At 51.7% G+C, this 23585-nt stretch carries 18 protein-coding genes and 1 pseudogene; 8 read left to right on the top strand and 11 right to left on the bottom strand.

Features of this window, described 5'->3' with window-relative positions:
- Nucleotides 1-12: 12 nt before the first annotated feature.
- From QOL41_RS10775 to QOL41_RS10805, 7 genes are read right to left on the bottom strand one after another with little or no spacing between them, the layout of a single operon-like run.
- On the bottom strand, nucleotides 13-891 hold the full coding sequence (locus QOL41_RS10775) for an MlaE family ABC transporter permease (protein WP_283429760.1): 879 nt from the start codon (nucleotides 889-891) through the stop codon (nucleotides 13-15).
- Nucleotides 872-1555: a ribosome biogenesis GTP-binding protein YihA/YsxC gene (gene yihA / locus QOL41_RS10780; RefSeq protein ID WP_283429761.1), complete on the bottom strand. Its 684-nt coding sequence runs from the start codon at nucleotides 1553-1555 to the stop codon at nucleotides 872-874. Before yihA ends, QOL41_RS10775 begins: the two co-directional genes overlap by 20 nt.
- Nucleotides 1552-2148: a recombination mediator RecR gene (gene recR, locus QOL41_RS10785; RefSeq protein ID WP_072801045.1), complete on the bottom strand. Its 597-nt coding sequence runs from the start codon at nucleotides 2146-2148 to the stop codon at nucleotides 1552-1554. The genes yihA and recR overlap by 4 nt, the downstream gene beginning before the upstream one ends.
- Complete coding sequence (locus QOL41_RS10790; RefSeq protein WP_283429762.1) at nucleotides 2138-3373, bottom strand: EAL and HDOD domain-containing protein; 1236 nt, start codon at nucleotides 3371-3373, stop codon at nucleotides 2138-2140. The genes recR and QOL41_RS10790 overlap by 11 nt, the downstream gene beginning before the upstream one ends.
- A 3-nt stretch (nucleotides 3374-3376) precedes the next feature.
- Entirely contained in the window at nucleotides 3377-4216 is an 840-nt protein-coding gene (gene hisG / locus QOL41_RS10795; RefSeq protein WP_163437458.1) for an ATP phosphoribosyltransferase, read from the bottom strand.
- A complete protein-coding gene (hisE, locus tag QOL41_RS10800) occupies nucleotides 4213-4473 on the bottom strand; it encodes a phosphoribosyl-ATP diphosphatase (protein ID WP_072979481.1) in 261 nt (86 codons plus the stop codon). Before hisE ends, hisG begins: the two co-directional genes overlap by 4 nt.
- 40 nt (nucleotides 4474-4513) lie before the next feature.
- The gene (locus QOL41_RS10805) at nucleotides 4514-5476 is read right to left on the bottom strand and encodes a GGDEF domain-containing protein (protein WP_173653626.1); all 963 of its coding nucleotides are present in this window, start codon (nucleotides 5474-5476) and stop codon (nucleotides 4514-4516) included.
- Between the two features lie 288 nt (nucleotides 5477-5764).
- On the opposite strand from QOL41_RS10805, the gene QOL41_RS10810 reads away from it, so the two are divergent.
- From QOL41_RS10810 to QOL41_RS10825, 4 genes are read left to right on the top strand one after another with little or no spacing between them, the layout of a single operon-like run.
- On the top strand, nucleotides 5765-6274 hold the full coding sequence (locus QOL41_RS10810; RefSeq protein WP_173653625.1) for a DivIVA domain-containing protein: 510 nt from the start codon (nucleotides 5765-5767) through the stop codon (nucleotides 6272-6274).
- A 6-nt stretch (nucleotides 6275-6280) separates the two neighbouring features.
- Nucleotides 6281-6502 carry a DUF167 domain-containing protein gene (locus tag QOL41_RS10815; RefSeq protein ID WP_173653624.1) on the top strand — a complete coding sequence of 74 codons (222 nt, stop codon included), beginning with the start codon at nucleotides 6281-6283 and terminating at the stop codon, nucleotides 6500-6502.
- 52 nt (nucleotides 6503-6554) lie between these two features.
- Entirely contained in the window at nucleotides 6555-8828 is a 2274-nt protein-coding gene (locus QOL41_RS10820) for an HD domain-containing phosphohydrolase (RefSeq protein ID WP_283429763.1), read from the top strand.
- A gap of 13 nt (nucleotides 8829-8841) precedes the next feature.
- Nucleotides 8842-9732, top strand: a complete 891-nt coding sequence (locus QOL41_RS10825) for a flavodoxin (RefSeq protein ID WP_283429764.1) — start codon at nucleotides 8842-8844, stop codon at nucleotides 9730-9732.
- A gap of 5 nt (nucleotides 9733-9737) precedes the next feature.
- Here QOL41_RS10825 and QOL41_RS10830 read toward each other — a convergent pair whose 3' ends face one another.
- The 4 genes and pseudogenes from QOL41_RS10830 to QOL41_RS10845 form a co-directional block, all read right to left on the bottom strand.
- Nucleotides 9738-10517: a DUF975 family protein gene (locus QOL41_RS10830; RefSeq protein WP_283429765.1), complete on the bottom strand. Its 780-nt coding sequence runs from the start codon at nucleotides 10515-10517 to the stop codon at nucleotides 9738-9740.
- A gap of 45 nt (nucleotides 10518-10562) precedes the next feature.
- Nucleotides 10563-12359, bottom strand: coding sequence for a glycoside hydrolase family 44 protein (locus tag QOL41_RS10835; RefSeq protein ID WP_283429766.1), 1797 nt, complete (start codon nucleotides 12357-12359; stop codon nucleotides 10563-10565).
- A 148-nt stretch (nucleotides 12360-12507) separates the two neighbouring features.
- Entirely contained in the window at nucleotides 12508-16164 is a 3657-nt protein-coding gene (gene metH, locus QOL41_RS10840) for a methionine synthase (RefSeq protein WP_283429767.1), read from the bottom strand.
- A gap of 75 nt (nucleotides 16165-16239) precedes the next feature.
- Nucleotides 16240-16341 (bottom strand): annotated as a pseudogene (locus tag QOL41_RS10845) (CobW C-terminal domain-containing protein); the annotation flags it as partial.
- Between the two features lie 317 nt (nucleotides 16342-16658).
- On the opposite strand from QOL41_RS10845, the gene QOL41_RS10850 reads away from it, so the two are divergent.
- The 4 genes from QOL41_RS10850 (at nucleotide 16659) to QOL41_RS10865 (ending at nucleotide 23530) form a co-directional block, all read left to right on the top strand.
- A complete protein-coding gene (locus QOL41_RS10850) occupies nucleotides 16659-17522 on the top strand; it encodes a DUF4423 domain-containing protein (RefSeq protein WP_173653618.1) in 864 nt (287 codons plus the stop codon).
- Entirely contained in the window at nucleotides 17519-18823 is a 1305-nt protein-coding gene (locus tag QOL41_RS10855) for a hypothetical protein (protein WP_283429768.1), read from the top strand. The genes QOL41_RS10850 and QOL41_RS10855 overlap by 4 nt, the downstream gene beginning before the upstream one ends.
- A gap of 123 nt (nucleotides 18824-18946) precedes the next feature.
- The gene (locus tag QOL41_RS10860; RefSeq protein WP_283429769.1) at nucleotides 18947-21175 is read left to right on the top strand and encodes a carbohydrate-binding protein; all 2229 of its coding nucleotides are present in this window, start codon (nucleotides 18947-18949) and stop codon (nucleotides 21173-21175) included.
- Nucleotides 21176-21301: 126 nt separating this feature from the next.
- A complete protein-coding gene (locus tag QOL41_RS10865) occupies nucleotides 21302-23530 on the top strand; it encodes a carbohydrate-binding protein (RefSeq protein ID WP_283429770.1) in 2229 nt (742 codons plus the stop codon).
- The last annotated feature ends 55 nt before the right edge of the window (nucleotides 23531-23585 follow it).

Raw genomic sequence — 23585 nt, forward strand, 5'->3', positions numbered from 1 at the left:
CTTCGTCAAACATTAGATAAGCGTATTGAGGTTCTTTATGTAGTCAACAATATAGAATATCGAAATAACCACGTCGGCAACGACAATGTACAGGAAAGATTTGATCACGGAACGCGAAACGGCTTTGGGAACTTGGCGAATGTCGCGTTGAATATTCAGTGCTTGGTAACAGGCGTTTGTGGTGATAATGGCGCCGAAAACAAGAGGCTTGATGACCATGAAGGCGAAATCAGTAATCTCAAGGGCGTTCATGATTTCGGTACTCAGGTATGACCAGGTCAGCTGAGTGTTCATGATGTTGCCGGTTACGTGAATGATAACCTTGGTGACGACAAATCCAGCAAAGATGGCGCTTGCGCTAAAGAAAATGTTCATGATGAACATGGCGATGCATCCGCCAATTAGGCCCGGCATGACTAAGAATCGAATGGGGTTTACACCCATAGAGGCTAGAGCGTCTACTTCGTCGTTAATGACCATGCTGCCGATATAGGTGGTCAGCGAAGATCCGCTTCGGCCTGCAATCAAGAATGCGGTGAGAATAGGGCCTAGTTCGCGGATAATGACGATCACAATTGTGCTTCCCACAAAGTCGGCGAAGCCCATTTTGCCCATCATTGAAATCACTTCGATGATGGTAACGGCACCAAACAAGGTTGCCACAACAAAAAGAATCGGGAAAATTTCGACGGCCGTAAAGAACGTTTGCATGATGATGTTTCGGGTGTCTGTCTTGAAGCTACGCTTTTTAGAAAACAGACTTGCGATAGCCCTGCAGAACAAGGCAATTTGTTGACCGAACTGACGGTGCAACACGAACAGGCCCAGCAAATGAAACGCTCTTGCGGGGAGCGAAAAGCGGTGCCAGTTTCTAGAGCTCCTTTCCTTCATCTTTCTGTTCTATCGCTTCCAGAATATTGTGCCATAGGTCACCGAGTCCGAACTTTTTGAAAGAACTCACGCTCAAGGGATTCTGGTCAAGACCGAATTTTTCCTTGATGCTGCGGAGTCCTTTTGCAAGTTCCGATTGGTTTGCCTTGTCGCGTTTGCTTGCAACAATCAACACGGGGCAACCGGTAGCACGGATAGCTTCGACCGTCTCGATATCGATAGCGTGACCACCATGGCGCACGTCTACCAGATAAATGAGTCCTTTCAGGTCCTTGCACTTTTCCACATAATCGCGGATAAAGTCTGCCATCTGGTCTCGTTTGCTGTTGCTGACTTTTGCAAAGCCTACACCTGGTAAATCTACTAGAAAAAACTTCCCGTTGACTTTGAAAAAATTCAATTCGCGGGTTTTTCCGGGGGTTCTTCCCACTTTTACCAGGTCTTTACGGCCCATCAGGGCGTTCATGAGCGAAGATTTGCCCACATTGGAGCGTCCGAGGAAGGCTATTTGCGGTAAGCGTTCTTCGGGAAGGTGCTTGATGCTTGTGGCTCCTTTGACAAATTCAGCGGAAATAATTTTATAGTCGCCAACGGTTACGGGAGCGTGATGACTGGTTTTAGGCGGAAGGTTTGCCTTTATTCCTTTCGGCTTGTTTTCCATCATAGACTGACTCTCCCTTCGAAAGCGCGGAGCATGGTGACTTCGTCGACAAATTCCAGGTCAGACCCCATCGGGATGCCGCGGGCAAGGCGCGTGCGCTTGACGTTTACGCCTGCAAGCATGTGGTCGAGCATGAGCGCTGTGCTGTCGGCTTCGGGGCTAGAACCTAATGCAAATATAAGTTCTTCGATGCCTTCGTCTTTAATGCGCTTTACCAGTTCGGGCAGATGCAAGTGTTCGGGACCTATGCCGTCCAAGGGCGAAATCACGCCACCAAGGACAAAATAAGTGCCTTTATAAATGCCCGAGCGTTCGAACGGAACGATGTCGGAACTTTTTTCAACCACGCAAATGCACTTGGAGTCGGGCCTTGCCTTGCAAACGGGACAAAGGTCTTCGTCGGTAAAGGCGTAGCAGCGCGGGCAGGGGTGAACGTTCTTTTTGGCGTTCAGCAAGTTCGCCGAGAAGCGTTCTACATCACCTTCGTTTTTAGAAAGAATATGATACGCAAGCCTTCGGGCGGTCTTTTGCCCGATTCCGGGGAGCGATGAAAATTCCCCGATTAACGCTTCAAGACTTTGCGGTTCAATGTTCATTGGCAAAACTGTAGGATTCGTTGATGCAGAGTTTCAGTTGGGCGAAGTGGATGCCTTCTTCCTTGAGACAAGTCTGAATGGAATCGCGGTCGTCGAGTTCCACGGCGTCGGCCAGGCGAAGCAGTGTGCCGAGGCGGCCACTGCGGTTCAAAAGGGCGTCTTGCATTTCGTCGTCGGCGGGAGCGTCGGGCAAAATGGTTTCGAGCGGGGCGCGTACCAAAGCGTCCATACGGCTGATGAGTCCGACCATGAATGCCTTCGCGCAGAAGTCGTCGTTGTTTTCGTCGATACAGCGGGCGAGGCTTTCCATGAACTTGGCGCGATGGCTTGCGTTCTGGAACAAGGGCGATGCCTGCGGGCTCATGCCAAGTTCCGGGCGTGCGTACAGCATGAGCATCAGCCATTCTTGAATGCGGCGCATGCCGACCCAGACGATGGCGTCTTTGACGGTGCTAATGCGGCTGTGCTTGGTTTCCGAGTCGGAGTTCACAAAGCGCAGCAGGTTCTGGGCAATGTCTTCGTGCTTGGTAATGCTTTCGACCATGTCTTCGAGACTCGGGCGCGACTTGATGCGAAGCAACAACTGCAAAAGCGTTGCCGAAGTAGCGTCGATTTTACGGCCGGTCACGAGTTCGGGCTTTGCAAAGAAGAACCCTTGGAAGTAGTCGTAGCCTGCTTCTTCGCAGCGCTTGAACGTGGCTTCGTCTTCCACCTTTTCGGCCAGGAGTTTGACTCCCATGGTCTTGAAGAAGACTGCCGCTGCGTTCATGGACTCTTGCGAGTTGTCGACCACGTCCATCTTTACGTAGCTCACGTAAGGGAACAGCGGCTTGAATCTCGTAATGAATTCGTCGTTGAAAATGAAGTCGTCGAGCGCCAGTTCGAAGCCCAGTGCCCTGTAGCGCTGGACGGCTTTGACGATTGCTTCGTCGACTTCGACGTCTTCGAGAACCTCGAGTACAAAGTACTTGGGGTTCAAGAGCCCGAACAGGTTGTCGAGCAGCATGTTGCGGCTGCAGTTCACGAACGCCTTGTTGTTTCCAATCAGGCGTTCGATACCGATATTGTTCAGCACGTTTTCGAGCACTTGAGCGGTCGCGAGCACATCGCTTGCGATAATCGCGATGTCGCTTTCGGGCGAATCGCGAAACAAGAGCTCATACGCGTAAATCTTACCCTCGCGGTCGAGGATAGGCTGGCGTGCTAAGTAAGCAAGTGTTTGCATGTCTTAGATACGGGCGCTCTTGATACCGAACAGGAGAATGCTGCGTGCGCCAACGTCCCAAAGCTTGTCCATGATGGCGTTTGCTTCTTCTTGCGGAACCATGGCCTTCACTGCATACCATTCGCGGCCGTGAAGCTTGGTCACCGTCGGGGCGTCGAGGCCCGGCGTGAGTTCGCATGCCTTCTGGAGAATTTCGGCCGGGCAGTCGTACTCGATCATCATGTATGTCTGAGCGACGAGCTTACCCTGAATGCGGCGAATCAGCGTGTTGACTTCTTCGAGTTCGGTCTTCTGCGGGTTGCAGAAGAGGGCGGCGTTGCTACGGAAGAGCGGTTCGCCCACAATGCGAAGTCCAGCCTGCTTGAGCGTGGTACCGGTTTCGACCACGTCGACAATGGCATCTGCCACGCCGAGGCTAACCGAGATTTCGACGGCGCCTTCGAGCACCACGAAATTCATGTCCTTCTTGTAGTAGCCTTCGACAATGTGCGGGAAGCTGGTGGCAATCGTTGCGTTCTTGAGTTCATCAAGAGACTGCACCGGGCTTTCGTTAGGCACTGCGGCGCACATCTTGGAAGCGCCATAAGGCAGGTCGAGAACCTTGACTGCCGGGCTCTTGGCTTCGGCGTTAAAGTCGATACCCGTAATGCCGGCATCAATGATACCGCGGCCCACGTACATCGGAATGTCGCTCGGACGCAAGAAGAAGAATTCGATTCCGTTCTTGGTGTCGAGCTGGGTCAATGTCTTGTACGGCTTGGTGGCCTTGTAACCGCAAGCCTTCAAAAGTTCCTGGGTGGGCTCAAAGAGCATGCCCTTATTCGGGAGAGCTACCTTAATCATAGTTTAGCGTACACTTCTTCGAGGGTGAGACCTTTTTCGGCCATCATAACGGCCACGTAGTAAAGAACCTGAGAAAGTTCCAAGCACTGGGCGTCGCGGCTTTCGAAGCGAGCGGCCATCCAGCTTTCGGCGGCTTCTTCGACAAGCTTCTTGCCAATGCCGTGCGGACCCTTCTTGAACAGTTCAGTGGTACCTTTGCCTTCGGGCATTTCTTTTTTGCGCTGGCAAGCCAGTGCGAACATTTCTTCAAATGTCATAATGGACCTCTTGTTTTTTCCGCGGTAAAGATAGAAAACTCTAGTTTTCTACCATGTTGCGGATTTGGTTTTTGCCTTGCTTTTTGGCAGAAACCACAAGCTCGTCTACTCGGAAAAGGAGCTGGCTTATGTCGGCTACCGATTTGGTGCTGCAGGGGAGCAACCCGCCGCTGATGGTAAGTTGCAGTTCCTGGTGATCTTCGAATGTAATTTGGCGTACGGCCTTGCGAATGGATTCGACCTTGGAGTATGCTTCTACTTCGGAGCCGGCATTAATGAGATAGATAAACTTTTCACAGCCGAAACGGGTGACGATTTCGCCCGAGGTTTCGTCTTCGCTTTTTTGAATGAGCTTGCCGACCGTGCAAATGACCGTGTCGCCAAAGTTGTGTCCGTACTTGCTGTTAATTTGTTTAAAGTTGTCCAAGTCGAACATGGCGATAAAGTATTCGTTGCGGTGTTTCCAGACCGTTTCTTCAAGGAACTTGAGCAAGTACCTGCGGTTGTACAGCCCGGTGAGGGAATCCCTGACCGACAAGTAGTCGAGCTGGGCGACTAGCTTTTCTCTTTTTTCGCGTTCTTGCACATACGACATCAGTGAGAAGGAGCCGACTGCAAAAAGCGTAATGCCTGTGAGAATATGCGTCACCAGAATGTCGAGGTAGGCGCCATCGCGGTCCAATTCAACAAACACAATGCTCGGGTTTTGCCACGATACGTAGATAGTTACCGCTTGGACCACCAACGAAACGAAAAAAGAGATTCTTTTGGCGGCTCCGCGAGTTGCAAAGGCAATTAGTGCAAGTGAGGTAATGCAGTACAACGGCATGCCGCTTGTGATACCACCGCAGAACAAGAACAGCATGGGCATCAGAAAACAGCTAAGTGCACAGCACATGACCAGATAGCACTGGTTATAGAGCGAGGTCTTGACGGCGACAAAGGCGATCACGAAGCAAAGAACGGCGCAACCGATGCTTGCAAGTGATGCGGAAACGTTCAAACCTTCATAAATTGTAAAAATGGCGGAACAGGTCGCTACCGAAGTGACGACCACTAATATAGACCAGAACATTTTTCGTTCTAGTGTGTCCTGATCCCCCCAGAATTGTTTCAAGGACTTTATCATAGGTTGTGTAAAAACAAATATAACATGAAAAAAAAGAAACAGAGATAGGGGGAACGACTTTTTATATCTTATTTTTTGGTGTCAGTGACACCTTCTTTTGCAAGTTGTTATATTTCTCACAACGCCAAAAACGGCAAATTTCAATTTTTTGCAGGTTTTAGTATGGAACTTACACCACTGGATATCCGAAATCAGAGCTTCCACAAGAAGAATTTCAATGGAATCGATGCTGAAGAAGTCAAGGCTTTCTTGGAAACCGCGGCTAACGCGTTCGAACAGATGTCCAGGGATAAAACCGACCTTACTGAACGCTTGAAGGTTGCCGAAGAACGCGTGAATTACTATCGCCAGATCGAAAAGACTATTCAGGATGCCGTGGTGACCATGCAGAAGACCGTTGACGAAGTCAAGGCCACTGCCGAAAAGGAAGCCGAAATTATCGTTGCCGAAGCAAAGGCAAGAGCGGTCCGCGAGGTGGAGTCCACCAAGAAAGAGGCCGAAGAGCTCCGCATGGAAATCGAGCAACTTAAGCAATTACGTACAAACTATTTTATTCGCTGCAGAGCCTTGATTAGGGGCCAAGAAGAGCTTCTGACGGCCATGGAAAACGACCAGCGCATGCAGGAAGAGCTGATGGCTCGCCCGGTTTCCCAGGGAAACGTTCTGGCCTAATTGCCTATGAGAATAAATATCAAGGTGCATGCCCGGAGTAAACGCGAAAGCGTGGTTGAACTTCCGGACGGGAGCTACAAGGTCGAAGTCAAAGCTCCTCCTGTAGATGGGGCCGCGAATGAGGCCATTTGTGAACTCCTGGCAGAACATTTCGGAGTGCACAAAAGAGATGTTTCGGTAGTTTCAGGGGCTACAAACAACAAAAAAATAGTGGAAATTATAAAGTAGGACTCTTGCGAGTCCTTTTTTATTTTATTTTAAGAGTATTAAGAAGGATAGAATGGGTCAAATGAAAGCGGCTCTCAAAAAGTTTTTTGATTTTGAAAACGGCTCCAGCTTAAAAAGCGTTTTGCTGCTTATTGCTGCGGGCCTGTTGCTGAATATTATACCGGCAAAGACGGCGCTTGCGCTTCACCTGCCGCTTTACTTGGATTGTTTGGGAACCATCATTACCGCTATGCTTGGCGGTAACCTGCCGGCAGTCATAGTCGGTTTTACCTCGAATGCAATTAACGGTATTTCGGACCCCGTGACCATGTTCTATGGGGTAATCAGTATTTTTATTGCTGCCCTTGCGACCTTCTTTTACCACCAGCGCTTTTTCAAGAATATCCCGCGCCTGTTTGTCGTGATTCTTTCGTTTGCCTTGATTGGCGGCGGTATCGGGTCTGTCTTTACTTATTTCTTGTATGGTTTCAATTTTGGCGAAGGAATCTCGGCTCCGTTCTCGATTGCGTTCCACGAAGTTCTTGGCTGGAGCAAGTTTACCTCGCAACTTTGGGCCGACATTGTTCTTGACTTCTTTGATAAGGGTGTTGTCGTTGTATTTGCGGTGTTCCTTTTCCGCTTTATTCCCCGCGCCATCAAGAACCACCTGAACAAGGTGGTCTTGCGTGTCAACACCAACGAAGGCATGAAGAAAATGGTCCGTACTTCCTTGCTGCGCAAGGTGGTGTACATGGTGATTGTGGCCGAAGTGCTTTTGGGCGGCCTTGCTTGTACGATCGGCTTTTTCCTGTATCGCGAAAACTCCGTCAAAAACTTTATCAGTATCGCGACCGGTGTGACCAAGGCTGCGACTACGGTAATTAATCCTGACAAGGTTGACGATTACATTAACAAGGGTTACGAAGTCGATGACTATGCCTTTGTTCGGTCGGTGTTGCACTCTATTAGAGAAAGCTTCCCGCAGACCAAGTATTTGTATGTGTACCAGATTCGACCGGATGGTTGTCATGTGGTGTTCGACCTAGATACGGAAGAAGCTCTGGGTGGTGCACCGGGTGATGTGGTGGAATTTGACCCGAGCTTTGAACCGTACTTGCCGACGCTTTTGGCGGGCGGCGAAATAGAACCGATTATCTCGGATGACCAGTTTGGTTGGTTGTTGACTGTTTATCGACCGATTCGCAATTCGTCGAACAAGACGGTGGCCTATGTGGCTGCAGATATTTCGATGGAAAATATCATCCGCGACGAAGCAATCTTCTTTATCAAGATGCTTTCGCTGTTCTTTGGTCTTTCCATTATCATCATGAGTATCGTACTTGAACTGGTGAAGCGTGGCGTGGTGATTCCCATGAACCGGATGTCTCTGGCTGCCATGAAGATTGCTGCCAATACGACGCGTGCCAGCATGTTTGAAACCGAAACGGTGGACCTCGAAAGCATTCGAGACAGCGTGGAACGCCTCGGAAAAATCGGGGTGCGAACGAACGACGAAATTGAACATCTGTACGAATCCATGTACACGATGGCGAGCGATACCTACAACTTTATTCAGCGAGTGCAAGCGCAGAACGAACGAATCCAGCGAATGCAAGAAGTCATTATTATGGAATTCGCTGAAGTGGTTGAAGCACGCGACAAGAGCACGGGTAACCATATTAAGAAAACTGCTGAATACGTGGAAGCGATTGCTCGCCAGCTCAAGAGCGAAGGCAAGTTTGTCGATGTTCTTACGGACGCCTATATCGAAAAACTCAAGCGTGCCGCTCCGTTGCATGACATCGGTAAGATTGCTGTGTCTGACTTGATTCTGAATAAGCCGGGCAAACTCACCGACGAAGAATTTGCCATCATGAAGAGCCATACCACTGAAGGTTGGAAGATCTTGGTGAAGATGGTTGAAGATGCTGGTGATACTATTGATGCGGACTACCTGAACGAATCGATTGATATGGCGCACTACCACCACGAAAAGTGGGATGGCACGGGCTACCCGACGCGTATCAAGGGCGAAGAGATTCCGCTGTCTGCAAGAATCATGGCTGTGGCCGACGTGTTTGACGCTCTTGTGGCCGAACGCGTGTACAAGAAGCCGTTCACTTACGAAAAGGCCATGCAGATTATTGTGGAAGGTGCGGGCAAACATTTTGACCCGGATATTGTGGAATCCTTCACGCATATATCTGAAAGACTTTATGGCGCAAGAACCAAGCTGACCCCGCCGCCTGAAGAAAGCTCTAATGCTGATGCTGCAACAAATGCTGCTGCAACAACTACGGCTGCAAATGGTGCAAACGGCGCTGCGCCGGAACAGGCTAAGAGCTAAATAGGAGAACGCAATGTTTAACAAGATGAAACTGACTGTAGCTGCTATGTCTGTATTGGCGGCCTCGATGGTGTTTACCGCCTGCAACGAAAAGGAATCCAAGACGGAACCCAAGGCAGAATCTGCCGAAGTGGTGGCGCCTGCAACCAAGTCGGTGGTGGTGTATTTTTCGCAGAACGGTGCGACTAAGAAACTCGCTGAAATTTTCACGAAGGCGAAGAACGCCGATGCCGTGGAATTAAAGCTTGTGACGGCTTATCCTTCAACGTACGACAGCACGATTGCTGCAGTAAAGGCCCAGCGTGATGCCAAGCAGTGGCCCGCCCTTGAAAATGCGAAAGTGGAACTGGACAAGTATGACACGGTTTACTTGGGTTACCCGATTATGTTTGGAAGCTTTACGCCGCCCATTTACACCTTCCTTGATTCGAATGATTTGAGCGGCAAGGTTGTGGTGCCTTTCTGCACGTACGGTAGCGGTGGCCGCAAGGCTTCTGCCGCAGAACTCAAGACTCTCGAACCGAATGCGAATGTAACGCTTGCCTACGGAATTTCGAATAAGCGCATTACCGCTGAAAATGGTGTCGAAGTTGCCGCGAGTGAAGTCGAAGCCTTCTTTGGAAACCTGGAAGCCGGCAAGACCGATGAAATGCTGATGGGTGGCTTCTCGGAACAGCGCCCGCTTGCCGCAGAAGATTCTGCCGTATTTGCCGAGGCGACCAAAGACTACGCTTATCTCGGACTCAAACCGCTGAGCGTGTCGACGCAGATTGTCGCGGGCACGAACTATTTGTTCGTGTGCGAAATGAAGGCCTTTGGTGGCCCGGCAGTTCAGACCAACGTGAAAATCTTCAAGCCGCTCCCTGGGAGGGGCGTGCCTGAGCTGATTGTGGTCGAGAAGTAATTCTTTTACTCTTCGACTTCGAACTCTTTTTCTTCTTCGACAGGTTCGGCAGGAACCGTTTCCGCTTCTTGAAGGGCGGTGGCGGCGAGTTTCTGTTCGTACGCAGCCTTAACGTCTAGATAGAACTTGGCTCTAGCGGTATGGAAGTACGGGAAGACCCATAAAGCGGCGAAGCCGAAGGTCACAAGACAGAGCAAGTTCCAACCGATGAATGAAAGGTCGAGAATGAATAGGCGCATGCGATTGCCGTCCATCATCTTGCGGCTCTCGGTGATTGCTTGCAGGGGGCCGTATTCCGGGTGATCAATGAGAATATATTCTGTCATTGCATAAGAGAATGCTTTGATAATGCCGGGAACAATAAGGAGTAACGTCCACAAGATGAGGAAAATAGTTTGAAGCAAAAAGGTGAGAGCGATTTTTAAGAGATATTTGATGCTACGGAAGCCTGTGAAAAGGCGGGTATAGTCGTTGGGAAGTTTGCGTGCGATGTCAACGAAGCAGGCGAGAAAACCGAGCCATAAGCCCCAAGAATAAATGGCGCTGAGAATGCTCCAAATGTAAGAAAGGGTGGTGTTGTCTTCTATAAAGAGCCCTGGAACGGAGGGAGCAATATAGAGCAATAAACCCAAAAGGCAAATCAATACGCCGTAGCCCCATTTGCCACGCATGGCTTCGCGGGCGTAGGCCCTAATTTCTGCAGCAGATGCCGCCATTTCTTCTTCGCGGCCTTCAAAAACTTCTGTCTGGGTTTCTTCGACCTGAATGTTTTCTTTGTCTTCCATATAAATCCCTTTAAGTTGTATGCACTTAAAGGGAATATATAAAAATTATCGCAGAATGTAGTAGCCGGGGCTTGTGCGGGTGTGGGTTACGTTACGTCCTTTTGTATCGAAGCGGCTTGTGACGCCGTAATGCGTTGCGGGGCGAGACCTGAGCCTAGGCTTGATAGCGTCAATAACGTTCGGGGTGTCGGTAGTGAGCAAGACCGCAGTGATTGATTTTGCCGGGAGCGATAGAGAGAACTTATTTGCAGAGGATGCCGCCGCGTTGGTGGCGCCGCCTAGCACTTTAGTTGCGACAGCGTCTTCTTTTAGGGCATTGTTCGTGTGCGAAACGAAGGTTTCTCCGGTGATTCCAGCAAGCGTTAGCGTCTTGAACTTGAGCGATGCGTCAAAGTTCTTGAGCTGCAATTGAATGTCTTGTGCGTCCTTTTCGGCGCGGTTCACGAAGATGACTGTGAGCGAATCGCCCTTGTTGGTGATGGAACTGTATGCTGAAACGAGTGAGTCGTTTGTGGAGGCGGATTCGACACGGTTCGCATGACCGTAGCGGCTGAAGAGGTGTAGTGTTTCGTACATGCCGTCCCCCCATGTCCACGGGGTGAATATTTCGACGCCGTTGTCTTGCATGGTGCCGATGAACGAGGCGTAGGTGAGGGCTGTGACCATGGGGTCGTCTTCGTCGATGAGGCTTGTTTCGGTAATGCCGAGCGTGATGCCGTGATCCTTGCCGAAGTATTTGTCGAGCCAGTCGTTGATACGCTTGAAGATGTATTCCTTTTGGTTGTCGTTGTCCCAGCCTCCGTTCACCATCTTGATCCCGTTTGCTCCGGGATAGTTATAGGTGGTGTCGAATAGAACTCGATGCCAGTTCACGCGCGATTCGTAATCTTTTTCACTCGGATACCAGTGAATGTCGAAAACATCGAGAAGACGTGTGCCAGAGGACTTTTGCGCCTCGGCAACTTTCATGATGAAGTATTCTAGCCAGCAGTAATCGCGATCGGGGCCTTTGGGTCTATCCTGTTTGTTGTACGAGGACACGGAGCACCAGAACCATTCGTTTGCGACCACCGGGCCGGTGAGCTTGATGTCGCCCCAGGCGGCGCGGGCCTTCTTGGCCACGTCGATATAGCGTTCAACGAGAAAGTCTCCCGTGACAGGCAAATCCAGGTCGGAATGCGTGCCGCGCCAGATTTCCATTTCGTTGTCCATGCTCCAGTATTTAAAGCGGCTCATGTCGAACTTGAGTTCGTCACGCCAGTACGGGATGATGGCGACGGTGGAGTCGGCGGGCCATTCCATATTGTAGAGTTTGTAGTCGCCAGCCTTTACGAGTGTCTTGCCGTCTTCATCTACTTCGCCGCCACCTGCAAGGTCGAGTGTCGAGGTCGCGTAGAATCCGTGCTCTTGTTTCCAGTTCCAGTCGCCAAAGTTGTAGTCGGTGGAGCTTGCGGCGAAACCGGTGAGCTGGAAGGCGTACATGGCGTCGATACCCGGCATTTTGTCAAGGACTTTTTGTGCGGTAATCGCCCAGTCGTGAGAGTAAACGTTGTTGTACCAGTCGGGGTGAACGGTCATTTTGTGACGCCAGTTGTAGCGCGTGGCGTTGTTGCCGTTGTTTGCACGCAGCATATGCACGCCCGCTTCGAGCATCTGGTTGATGAAAGCGGTTTCTTCTTCATTCACTTCGGGGTCGCCATCGCTGATTTTATCAATGTTGCGCCCGTACAGGTACTGTGAAATTTTCTTGATACCTTTTTGCGTGTCGACGGTGATGTCGATGGCGGCGGTAGATACGGTCGCGAAACCCGCGACGGTAATAGCGGCTAAAAGTTTTTTCATAAAACAACCCTTTTTAAACAACCTGCCTTTAAAATAATCTCTTTTTTGAAAAAGCGGTTGAAGAGTCGAGGGCGTTTATATGCGTTTACGTTGAAAATCCCGCAACGAATACGATGCGGATTGGGACAAAAAGGGCGCGGACTTTGGTTTACACCTTCACGTGGAAGTAGTCGATTTCGGGGTGGCTGATGTAAAGGCCGCTCACGGAGGCTTGCGGGTACATGGCGCCGTTTTCGGTGAGGCTGATGCCTACGCTGCCGAAGTCGATGAGACGCGCGACATTGAAGATTTCCTTGATGTTCGGGAGCACGGGGTAGCCGACGGCCGGGCGGATGCCCTTCCAGCTGTTGGTGCGTTCGAGTTCCTTGCTCAAGTATTCGGCGCCGGCTTCGGCCAGGCGGTCGGCGACAGTCTGCATCAAGAGAACGTCGTAGTCGCTGCCGCCCTGTTCGGCTTTCAGCTTTTCGAGGCGCTTCACGAAGGCGTCGCTTACGGTGACGGCGAAGGCGCCCACGATGTCGCGGAATACATCTTTACCAGCGGGAGCGGCGAAGACGCTTGCGGTGTTCGCATTAGCGGGCGCAACGTAGTCGCAGAGGGCGAGGCAAGTGCCTTCAGGATTCTGCTGGCGTGCCGTGGCGACTTCGACAAGGTCGGAGTCGGTGCCGGTACGGCCCGTGTTGAAGATGACTGAACTTGCCGTACCGGCTGCAGGGTAGAACGCCTGCACGGCACGCAGTGCATACTCGGGCTTTGTAAGCGACTTGATGAGCGCTTCGGCATCGGCCTTGAGCTTCTTTGCTTCTTCCTCTTCGGGCTTGATTTTCCAAGTGAAGAAGAAGTATTCCCAGCTGATAAGCGGAATGACTTTTTCGAGCGGAATCGGCGGGAGCTTGCTTTCGCCCATGAACGGCGGTTCCACAGGCTGGTACTTGCTCCAGTCGCATTGATAGCGGCGTTCTTCGGGAGTCTTTTCGGCTGCGGCCATGGCGCTTGCGGCTTCGGTCTGGATGCCGTTTTGCTTGTCGCGGATTCTCTGCTGTTCTTCCCGGTTTTCCTGAATGGTTTGTTCGCTAGTCGCTGGATCCAAAAGCTTTTGCACAAGGCCTGGGTTGCTGGCGGCATCGCGCACATGGAATACGGGGCCGTCGTAGCACGGGGCAATCTTTACGGCCGTGTGCGTGGGCGAAGTCGTTGCGCCGCCGACGATAATCGGAATGCGCTGACCAGCATCTTGCATAGCCTTTGCCACCGTGCACATTTCTTCGAGCGATGGCGTAATCAGTCCAGAGAGGCTCAAGATGTCGGCCTTGTTTTCGATGACCGCCTTCACGATGACATCTTCGGGAACCATCACGCCGAGGTCCACCATTTCATAGCCGTTACAGGCCATAATCACGGAGACGATGTTCTTGCCGATATCGTGCACGTCGCCCTTCACGGTGGCGATCACGATCTTGCCGCGGCTCGATGCGTTGGCGTCTTTGCCCGCTTCAATATAGGGCTGCAAAATTTCTACGGCCTTCTTCATGGTGCGAGCGGTTTTCACCACCTGCGGCAAGAACATCTTGCCTTCACCGAAGCGGCGACCGACTTCGTTCATGCCGTCCATGAGCGGGCCAGAAATAATTCCCACCGGGCTGTCGCCGCGGTTGATGAGTTCCATCAAGTCGGGCTGAAGTGATGTGGAAGTTCCTTTGAGGAGGGCTTCTTGCAATCGTTCTTCGGGCGTCGTGGGCTTGGCGTCTGCGGCGGCGTTTGCGCTGTCGTCAGAAGAGCTGCTTGCGCCTGTGCTCATGGCGAAAATGGCCTTCGGGTCGTACTTGGTGCCTGCTTCCTTGGCGGCAGCGGCGGCCGCGGTCATGCGGCTTGCAATTTCGATGAGCGCTTCGCTGGCATCCGGTTCCGTGTTGTAGATGACTTCGGTAATCGCCATGCGGAGTTCCAGCGGAATCGTCTTGTATTCGATAATCGCGCTCGGGTTCATGATAGCCATGCCCATGCCGTTCGGAATCGCGTAATGCAGGAACGTGGTGTGCATCGCTTCGCGCAGGTAGTTGTTGCCGCGGAAGGCGAAGGAAAGGTTTGAAAGACCGCCCGAAATGCGCACGCCGGGCAGGTTGTCCATAATCCAGCGGACCGCGCGGATAAAGTCAATGGCGTAGGCATTGTGTTCTGCCATGCCCGTAGCGACCGTCAAAACGTTCGGGTCGTAAATAATGTCGGAGGGGTCGAAGCCGAGCTTTTTGACCATGATGTCGTAAGCGCGGGCGGCAATCTCCACACGGCGCTCGTAGTTGGTGGCCTGACCTTCTTCGTCAAAGAGCATCACGATGACGGCGCCACCGAGGCGCTTGATAGTGAGCGCATGCTCAATGAAAGCCTTTTCGCCCATCTTCAAGGAGATGGAGTTCACAATGCACTTGCCCTGGGCGCACTTGAGGCCCGCTTCGATGACTTCGAAACGGGAAGAGTCCACCATGATGGGCACGCGGCTGATAGCCGGGTCCGATGCGAGCAGGTTCAAGAAGGTCTGCATTTCGGCGGTTGCATCCAACAGGCCGTCGTCCATGTTCACGTCGATTACGTCGGCGCCATCTTCGACTTGTTTGCGTGCGATGTCGAGGGCTTCTTCGTAATTCTTTTCGTTGATGAGGCGGAGGAATTTCTTGGAGCCTGCCACGTTGCAGCGTTCGCCCACCTTCACAAAATCTTCGGCGTTGCAGCTGTCGGCGCCGTTGCTCGGGCGCACCTGTTCCTTGAACAGTGGTTCCAAACCGGCGAGGCGGAGCAGCGGGCTCGTAGCATACTTGGGTGCGGGCTTGCGGCGTTCGTAATCGGCCGGTAGGGCGTCGAGCATCTTACGCATGGCGGCGATGTGTTCCGGCGTGGTACCGCAGCAACCGCCAATCATGTTCACCAGCTTGTCGTCCAGGTAAACGCCCATAAGCCGCACCATGTCTTCGGGCGTGTCATCGTAACCGCCGAACTGGTTCGGAAGACCCGCATTCGGGTGACAAGAAATGTAGCAGGGCGCGACCTTTCCCATACGGCGCAGGTACGGCACCATGCCGTCGGCACCGAGACCGCAGTTCAGGCCAATCGAAAGCGGATGCATGTGCATCACGCTCACGGCGAACGCTTCCACCGTCTGGCCCGAAAGCGTACGGCCCGAGGCGTCGCTCACCGTCATGGAGAACATGACTTCCACAGGCTTGAGGTCGGCAGCCTTATCGCCGGCTTTAGCGGCGCGAGCTTCCATTACCTTGGTGAATGCGCTGGCGGCGGCCTTTGCATTCAGCGTATCAAAAATCGTTTCAATCAGAATCGCATCGACGCCTTCTTCAATCAACACCTGGATCTGTTCCAGGTACGCGTCTTCCAGTTCGTCAAAAGTAATGCTACGGCTCGCGGGGTCGTTCACGTCTTCGCTCATGGAGAGCATCTTGCTGGTGGGGCCCACGTCGCCCAGGATGTACACCTGACGGCCGTACTTTTCCATGGCCTCTGCCGCCGCCTGCTTCGCAATCTTCACCGCGGTGCGGTTCATTTCGGCAATGCGGTGTTCCTGGTGGTATTCGTGCTGGCTTACGCGCTGGCTCGAGAACGTATTCGTCGTCAGACAGTCCACGCCCGCATCCACGTAACGGCGCTGGATATCGAGAATGATATCCGGCTTTTCGATGGAGAGCATGTCGTTGTTCGCGCCCTTGATGCCGTAAGTCTGAATGACAGAACCCATGCCGCCATCGAGCAGCATCATCTTGCTTTCAAAAGCTTCGCGTAGAGTCATTTTCTTATCCATGGCACGAACCACCGTTTTTTCGCTATTTATGCACTTATTTAGTTTTATGCATAAATATAGAAAAAGAGTTTTCGGCTAGTCAAGGCATTTTTCGAGTTCCATTCGGATAGAATCCTTGTTGTAGCCCTTGCCGATAAAGACGACTTGGTTTTCGCGGTCGCCGTAGCGGGAATCCCAGTTTTCCCGAACTTCGGGATTATCGGCGAGTGAGTCGAACTGTTCTTTTTTATAGTTCTCCTTTTAATCCTTTTTCTTTTATGAAAAGACTGAATTTGCGAATCAATTGCAAAATATAGTAAAAATGAGAATGAATTGCAAATTGTGTGGGGGGGTCGCGTAAATGTCAATTTTCGGGAGGATTTGGACCAGACTATATATAAAGTGATGACTGTCACAGCGCTCTTGGACAAAACGTCCACAGCAATTTTAGTACGAGTATATGTTTTTTTACCTGCAAAGTCTATTTTATTATTGTAAATATACAGGTGAAAATTATGGTTACGTTTTCTGACATATCGGATTACCGCGACTTCTTGAAGGAGTACTACGATCGTAGAAAAGCTGAAATGCCTTTCTACTCGTACCGCATGATGGGCGATAAGCTGGGCTTGGATTCCAGCTATCTATACCGTGTGTTGCAGAAAAAGCAACATCTGCCGGCTCATGCGCTTCCTGCCGCGAAGGAAATCCTGGATTTGTCCGGCCGTGAGGCCGAATACTTTGACTTGCTGTTCTCCGCAGCAGTAACCAAGGATAAAGCCAAGCGTGAAGAACTGATGGCAAAAGCCCTCGGTCTTAGGGACGTGGAACGCCATAGTCTGCAGGCAGCCGAACTCAAACTGCTCGAAAACTGGTGGATTCCGGCTGTTCGCGCTTACCTTGAACTGAACGGTGGCGTTGTTAACGTAAAACAGATTTCACGCGACTTGTGCCCCCCGATTACCGAGGCTCAAGCACAAGAAGCGATCGATACATTGCTCGAAGTCGGCCTGGTCAAGAAGATGGCTTCGGGTAAACTTGCTATTACGGATACCCATTTGACGGCTGGCGGCCCCGAAAAGAAGCTCGCAGTACGTCATTTCCAGAAAGAAGTGCTCGCTTTGGCTAGCAATGCACTTGACAACATTCCCGTCGATGAAAGAAATATTTCTACTCTTACATTGTCTGTGGATCAGTCTTGCTTCGACGACTTAGGTGATATGCTTAGGGAATTTAGGCGTCTGGTCCAAAAGAGGGTGGACAGTGCCAAGAATCCCGACCGGGTAATGCAGCTTTCGATGGCCTTTTATCCGATTGCACGTAAGGGCGGTGTCCGTACCGTTGATTCTGTGGAGGGCGACAAAAGGGAGTCCAAATGAAGAAATGGGTGTGGCATATAGGATCGGCCGTGATGGGCATGCTGGTTGCAGCATGTACCAATGGTGAGCCAAACAACGCGAGTACTACGCTTGAGACGGAGAACTCGGTTGCTCTTGTTGTGCAGCTAAGCGATGGCTCGCCTGCTGCTCGTACCAAGGTCTTGGTGCGTCCTGCGGACTTTTTGGCTGGCGCTAATAATTTGAAGCTTGAAAAGAGTGCAAAGGGTGAATCTCCGGTAGTTGAATCCGATTCTTCTCTTGGTATCTTGAATTTGGAAACCGACGAGAAGGGCCGGTTGAACCTCCCGAGACTCAAACCTGGTGCCTATAATATTGAAGCTCGTCAGGATACCGCGAAGGCATTTGTGCGTGTGGTGATGACTGATGCATCCCGTGATTCTGTCGTGCTTAAGGTTGAACCGACGGGCGCTGTTTCGGGTCAGGTGAACTTGCCTGAAAGCGAATCGACCGTGACGGTGGCTGTGAAGGGACTTGATTACTTTGTTGAAACTGACACTGCCGGTAAGTTCAAGTTCTCGAAGCTCCCGAAGGGCATGATCAACTTGGTCGGTTTCGTATACCGTACCTACAAGACTCTCGATATGAACGGCGAACCTTCGACCATCAGTAACTTGATGACGGTGGGTAACCGCAATGCAAAGATTGAATCTAAGAAGACTACCGAAGATATCGTGATCGGCCAGAAGATTGTGCCTGCAAACGATACGGTTATCGAAAAGGATGTCTACCCGGTTTACAAATTTGCTGACTTTGAGGACAGCACCTATGGCTGGTATATTTCTAGGTCTAAGTATGCCGAGGCAGAACTGGATGCCGAAAAGAACGTGGCTGGCCGTAAAGGCATGTCTGCTCATTTCGTGTACCAGAATGATTCCAACGCCAACTGGGCCTTGATGGGACGTGCCTTGAACGGAATGGTTGACATGAGTAAGCTTGATTCCGTTGAATTCTGGGCTCGTTCCGGACTCAGCGATTCGGCTCAGTGGATCAGCGTCTCGTTCGATGTGCTTCTCGATTCTATCGCTCTCGATAGCACTGGCTACGAAAACGGTAAGGCTTGGGTGCACTTGGAACTTGATACCGCCTGGCAGCGTTTCGTGGTGACTCCGAAAGACTTGATCGAACCCGACGAACACAATATCGGTGGCAACATCGGTTGGGATGAAGTCAAGAAACACGTGACGAACTTGAACTTCTTCGGTGGTGGTGTTACGGAAGGGACCCCTTACGAAATGTGGGTCGACGACATCACGATTTACGGTGTCAAGAACCTTGAATAGTCTTTAATCCAATGGATAAAATGTCAATGAAAAGTGCCCTCCGGGGCACTTTTTTTTGCGTTCCTGAAAATAATTTTTGAGTTAAGAAGGTTTGGTTGTGTTTATGCCTTCGAAGGAGTCCATATGGATCTTAGGAATGTTTGGAATTTTGCTGGTCTGAAAAAGACCGCTTGTATGGTTGCGGGTCTTGCCGCATTTGGCTTGGCCGACAACCCGATTTCTAGTTATCACTACTTGGCTGACCCAGGTGCTGCCGCCGATGATACTTATTTCTACGTCATTACCGATTCGGATGACCCTGCTGCATCTAATGCCAATGGCTATAATATCAAGGCCCTTTACGGTTTCCGTACCAAGGATATGAAGAACTGGACCGACTTCGGTATCATTTACGACGCGCGTAAGGTGGACGGTATCGGCGATATCTGGGCATCCGGCATTGCGGTGAACCCCAACGACCATAGACTTTACATCGTGTTCCCCGATGGTGGTGGCGGCGGTATCGGCCTTATCGGTGCCGACAGCATTGCCGGCCCCTGGACGAACCCGGTCTCTGGCAACAAGAAACTCATCAACAACTGGGGTGGCGGCATCTCGGATTGCGACGGCATCGGCTGGTGTTTTGACCCGGCAATCTTCTTCGATGACGACGGTACAGGCTACTTCACCTTTGGTGGCGGTAGCAGCGATAGCCGCCCGGCGAACAACAACAATAACGATATCTTCAACATTTACAAGTTGAACAAGGATATGAAGGGCTTCGATGTAAGCACCAAGACTCACCTGAAGATTGGTGGTCCGAAGGCGATGGAAGCCTCGTACATCCACAAGTATAAGGGCAAGTATTACCTCTCTTACAGTACTGCCGATTTGCGTATTGCGTACGGCATGTCCAACAACCCCATGGGTCCCTACGAATACAAGGGAATCTTCATGGGTAACCCGAACATTGGCGGCCAGAACATCAATGCGAACAACAACAACCACCATGGCATTGCCGAATTCAAGGGCCACTGGTATGTCGCTTATCATGACCGCCGCATTGCGAACGGTTACGACGGCTTGGAAAAGATTCCTGCCGATGACGGTAAGGCGAATCCGGTGCCGGCATTCCACCGCAGTGTGAGCGTTGACGAGTTCTACTACAACAGCGACGGCACCATGAAGGAACTGACCTTCACGAAGGAAGGCCCGAAGCAGATTGAAAACTTCGATCCGTACGACTGGTACCCGGCTCTCACGAGTTCCAAGCAGAAGGGCATCCGTAGCCGTTCCAACTGGAGCCCGGGCAAGGTCGCTGAGCACCTGTTGCTCCCGCTTTCTTCCAAGGAATCCTGGATCCGCGTGAGTGGCGTTGACTTTGGTACTGCGGCCACCGGTTTCGTGGTGCAGGCGGCAAGTGCAGCCGACGGCAACAAGATTGAAATCCACACGGGTTCTGCGACGGGTACGCTCGCTGGCACTTGTACCTTGAAGAATACCGGCAACAAGTCGACCTTCGCCGAAAATTCTTGCGAAGTTACTGGCCTCAAGGGCATCGTGGAAAATGTATTCCTGGTGTTCAAGGGTTCTCAGGATTCGACCATGGCCATTAAGGCTTGGGGCTTCGAAGGCAGCGGAACCACTCCGCCGACTCCGCAGACTCCTTATGGCGACAAGGCTGTGACGATTCCGGCCAAGATCGAAGCAGAAAACTATGACGTTCCGGGTACGGGCCGCGGTGGCGATGTCGATTCTTACAGCGACAACGATTCCGAAAATCAGGGCGATGCCGATTTCCGTTCCGACTTGGGTGTCGATATCGTGCTGGGTGGTACCGGCAAGGCTATTGGTTACACCGCTGCTGGCGAATGGTTGGAATACTCGATTGTGGTTCCTGAAGATGGCAGCTACGCTATCAAGGCTTCGGCTTCTACAGGCATGGAAAACGGCGCAAGCTTCTGCCTGCTTGTTGATGGCAAGGCTGTGGGCGATACCGTGAAGGTCCCGCAGACGGGTGAAGACTGGAGCGTTTACGAAGAATTCGATGCTGGTTCTGCTACCCTGACCAAGGGCGAACACATTGTCCGCCTGGTGGTTACCGGTGACAACGTGAACGTGGACTGGTTCTCGATTGGCGAGACGACCACGGGAATTCATCAGAATGCCAAGCTGAATGTTGCCTCTGTTTCGACTTACGACGTGTTCGATTTGAGCGGCAAGAAGATTGCAAGCTTTAAGGCCCGCAACATGATCGAAGCTTCCAAGATGTGGCGCGACGGTTCCGTGAAGGGTTCTGAAAAGGCCCGCGGCGTGAACTTGATTCGTAACCGCACCAGCGGCATGGTGACCAAAATTCGCACCACGAAGTAAAGTTTTATAAATAAAACCATTGACAAAAAGTCAAAGAAAAGTGTCCTCCGGGGCACTTTTTTTGGTGCTTTTGAAGATAATTTTAAAGATGGAAGGTGTGGTGTTTTACCTTCAGAGGAGTCCTTTATGGATGTTTGGAATGTGAAAGGCCTGAAGAAGGCCGCGTGTTTGGTCATGGGTTTGGCGGCTTTCGGCCTTGCCGACAACCCGATTTCTACTTACCATTACCTGGCAGACCCGGGTGCTGCCGCTGACGATGAGTACTTCTATATCATCACGGACTCCGATGACCCGGCTCCGTACAATTCTAACGGTTACAAGATTTACGCCCTTTATGCATTCCGCAGTAGGGATATGCAGAACTGGACCGACTTTGGCATTATTTACGATGCCCGTAAGGTAAGCGGCATTAACGACATTTGGGCTTCTGGCATTGCCGTACACAACGGCACGTTCTATATCGTGTTCCCCGATGGCGGTGGCGGCGGCATTGGCTACATCAAGGCTCCTGCAATTGAAGGCCCCTGGACAAACGCCGTGGGTAATGGCAAGGACAAGCTTGTCGGCGGTCGCGGCATCATCGGCTGCGATGGCGTTTCGTGGTGCTTTGACCCGGGTATCTTTATCGATGATGACGGCACGACCTACGTGACGTGGGGCGGCGGCGAAAGCAACAGCCGTCCGAACACCGACAACTTCGATATCGTCAAGCTGAACGATGCGAAGAATGCTCCGGTGGGTAACGGCAGCCACGTGAAGGTGAACAACTTGCCGACCCGCAAGATGCTCGAAGCGTCTTACATCCATAAGCACAAGGGCACTTACTATTTCTCGTACAGTACCGGTTGGCAGCAGGGTGCACCTACCATTGACTACGGTACTTCTAACAACGTAATGGGCCCGTACACTTGGAAGGGCACCATTCTCGGCGACCCGAGCATGAACGGCCGCAGCATCAACGGCAACAACAACCACCATGGTATCGCCGAATTCAAGGGCCACTCTTATGTTGTCTATCATGACCGCCGTATTGCCAAGGGCCACAACGGCCTGGAAATTATTCCGGCCGATGACGGTCAGCCGAAACCGAACGAAGGCTATCACCGTAGCGTTTCCGTAGACGAAATGTTCTACAACGCCGACGGTACAATTAAGCAGGTGGTTTGCACCAACGAAGGTCCGGAACAGATTGAAAACTTCGATCCGTACGATTGGTATCCGGCTCTCACGAGTTCCAAGCAGAAGGGCATTCGCAGCCGCTCTAACTTTGTGCAGGGTAGGGCCGCAGAACATGTATTGCTTCCGCTTTCGACCAAGGAATCTTGGCTGCGCGTTTCGGGTGTTGATTTCGGTACTGCAGCGACGGCCTTCAAGGTTGAAGCCGCAAGCGCTGGCGACGGCAACAAGATTGAAATCCGCACGGGTTCTGCAACGGGTACGCTCGCAGGTACTTGTAACCTCAAGAATACCGGCAACAAGAATACTTATGCCGAAACCACTTGCGAAGTGGAAGGCTTGAAGGGCATTGTAAAGCAGCTGTTCTTGGTGTTCAAGGGCGCTCAGGATTCTACCATGGCTGTTAAGGCCTGGGGCTTCGAAGGCAGTGGCTCGACTCCTCCCACACCGCAGTCTCCGTTCGGCGGCAAGGCTTGGGAAATTCCGGGCAAAATCGAAGTCGAAAACTTCGATGAACCGGGTGTCGGCCGCGGCAGCGAAATCAAGTCTTACAGCGAAAACGATTCCGACGACCATGGCATTGAAAATGGTGGCACGAGCTACCGCGAAGGTACCGGTGTCGATATTTATAAGAAGGCGACCGGCTACGTGGTGGGCTACAACCAGTCTGGCGAATGGCTCGAATACACCGTGAACGTGAAGGAAGATGGCGATTACACCATGTACGCTTCTGTCGCAACGGACAATTCTACCGCTGGATTCTCGCTGTCTATCGATGACAACAAGATTGCCGACGTCGCAGTCTCTGGTTCCAGCTGGGATGACTTTGCCAATGTGAAAGCCAATGTGTCTCTGAAGGCTGGCGAACATATTCTGCGCATGACGGTGACAGGCGACTGGTTCGATATTGACTACATCAACTTCGTTGCAGGCAAGGACGCTCCGGAAGGTACAACTGGCCTGGCTGGCGATATGAAACTGAATGTGGCCAAGGTTGCTCACTTCGACGTGTTTGACTTGAGCGGCAAGAAGGTGGCAAGCTTTACGGCCCGCAACATGGCCGAAGCTTCCAAGCTCTGGCAGAGTGGTTCCATTCAGGGTAGCGAAAAGGCTCAGGGAATTAGCCTGATTCGCAACCGCGCAAACGGTGCAATTGCCAAGGTGCGCACTACCAAATAAGTTTCCCATAAACACATCCAACCAGGAGGACACCCCCGAATGGGGGTGCCCTTCC

Source organism: Fibrobacter sp. UWB10 (assembly GCF_900182935.1).
GTDB classification, from domain to species: Bacteria; Fibrobacterota; Fibrobacteria; order Fibrobacterales; family Fibrobacteraceae; genus Fibrobacter; species Fibrobacter succinogenes_O.

Excerpts from the sequence above, each read along its gene's own strand:
- hisG (WP_163437458.1), bottom strand. The coding sequence starts at position 4,216 with ATGATTAAGGTAGCTCTCCCGAATAAGGGCATGCTCTTTGAGCCCACC.
- QOL41_RS10810 (WP_173653625.1), top strand. The coding sequence starts at position 5,765 with ATGGAACTTACACCACTGGATATCCGAAATCAGAGCTTCCACAAGAAG.
- hisE (WP_072979481.1), bottom strand. The coding sequence starts at position 4,473 with ATGACATTTGAAGAAATGTTCGCACTGGCTTGCCAGCGCAAAAAAGAA.
- QOL41_RS10815 (WP_173653624.1), top strand. The coding sequence starts at position 6,281 with ATGAGAATAAATATCAAGGTGCATGCCCGGAGTAAACGCGAAAGCGTG.
- recR (WP_072801045.1), bottom strand. The coding sequence starts at position 2,148 with ATGAACATTGAACCGCAAAGTCTTGAAGCGTTAATCGGGGAATTTTCA.
- yihA (WP_283429761.1), bottom strand. The coding sequence starts at position 1,555 with ATGATGGAAAACAAGCCGAAAGGAATAAAGGCAAACCTTCCGCCTAAA.
- QOL41_RS10775 (WP_283429760.1), bottom strand. The coding sequence starts at position 891 with ATGAAGGAAAGGAGCTCTAGAAACTGGCACCGCTTTTCGCTCCCCGCA.
- QOL41_RS10835 (WP_283429766.1), bottom strand. The coding sequence starts at position 12,359 with ATGAAAAAACTTTTAGCCGCTATTACCGTCGCGGGTTTCGCGACCGTA.
- QOL41_RS10790 (WP_283429762.1), bottom strand. The coding sequence starts at position 3,373 with ATGCAAACACTTGCTTACTTAGCACGCCAGCCTATCCTCGACCGCGAG.
- QOL41_RS10830 (WP_283429765.1), bottom strand. The coding sequence starts at position 10,517 with ATGGAAGACAAAGAAAACATTCAGGTCGAAGAAACCCAGACAGAAGTT.
- QOL41_RS10860 (WP_283429769.1), top strand. The coding sequence starts at position 18,947 with ATGGATCTTAGGAATGTTTGGAATTTTGCTGGTCTGAAAAAGACCGCT.
- QOL41_RS10850 (WP_173653618.1), top strand. The coding sequence starts at position 16,659 with ATGGTTACGTTTTCTGACATATCGGATTACCGCGACTTCTTGAAGGAG.
- QOL41_RS10825 (WP_283429764.1), top strand. The coding sequence starts at position 8,842 with ATGTTTAACAAGATGAAACTGACTGTAGCTGCTATGTCTGTATTGGCG.
- QOL41_RS10855 (WP_283429768.1), top strand. The coding sequence starts at position 17,519 with ATGAAGAAATGGGTGTGGCATATAGGATCGGCCGTGATGGGCATGCTG.
- QOL41_RS10820 (WP_283429763.1), top strand. The coding sequence starts at position 6,555 with ATGGGTCAAATGAAAGCGGCTCTCAAAAAGTTTTTTGATTTTGAAAAC.
- QOL41_RS10865 (WP_283429770.1), top strand. The coding sequence starts at position 21,302 with ATGGATGTTTGGAATGTGAAAGGCCTGAAGAAGGCCGCGTGTTTGGTC.
- metH (WP_283429767.1), bottom strand. The coding sequence starts at position 16,164 with ATGGATAAGAAAATGACTCTACGCGAAGCTTTTGAAAGCAAGATGATG.